The sequence below is a fragment of the Psychrobacter sp. CoH-33_TS_01 genome (assembly GCF_058189395.1).
On sequence record NZ_JBVGQI010000044.1, the window covers coordinates 1 to 278 of the forward strand.

General features: G+C 63.3%; 1 protein-coding gene. It reads left to right on the plus strand.

Annotation, left to right across the window (positions count from 1 at the left end):
- Positions 1–277 (plus strand): winged helix-turn-helix domain-containing protein (locus ACZ2XM_RS15495; protein ID WP_490619015.1); only part of this gene is annotated, 277 nt, incomplete at its 5' end.
- Position 278: the final 1 nt, after the last annotated feature.

The window sequence follows — 278 nt, forward strand, 5'->3', positions numbered from 1 at the left end:
GGAACGCATCACGACCGAAAGCGACCGTGCGGGATCGGCGCTACGCGTTCATGATCTCCTGCAGGAAAATCCGTTCCTTACCGCAAACATTCTCGTTGATCGTACGGGGCTATCGGCCCCGACCATCAACGCTGCACTTGCCGATCTCGAGCGGCTTGGCGTTGTGGAGGAAGTGACCGGTCGGCGACGCGGGCGCGTGTTCGGTTATCGCCGGTATCTCGCCATTCTCGGCGAGGGTACTGATCCCCCCCCCGCGCCCAACGCGACCGCCGACTAGG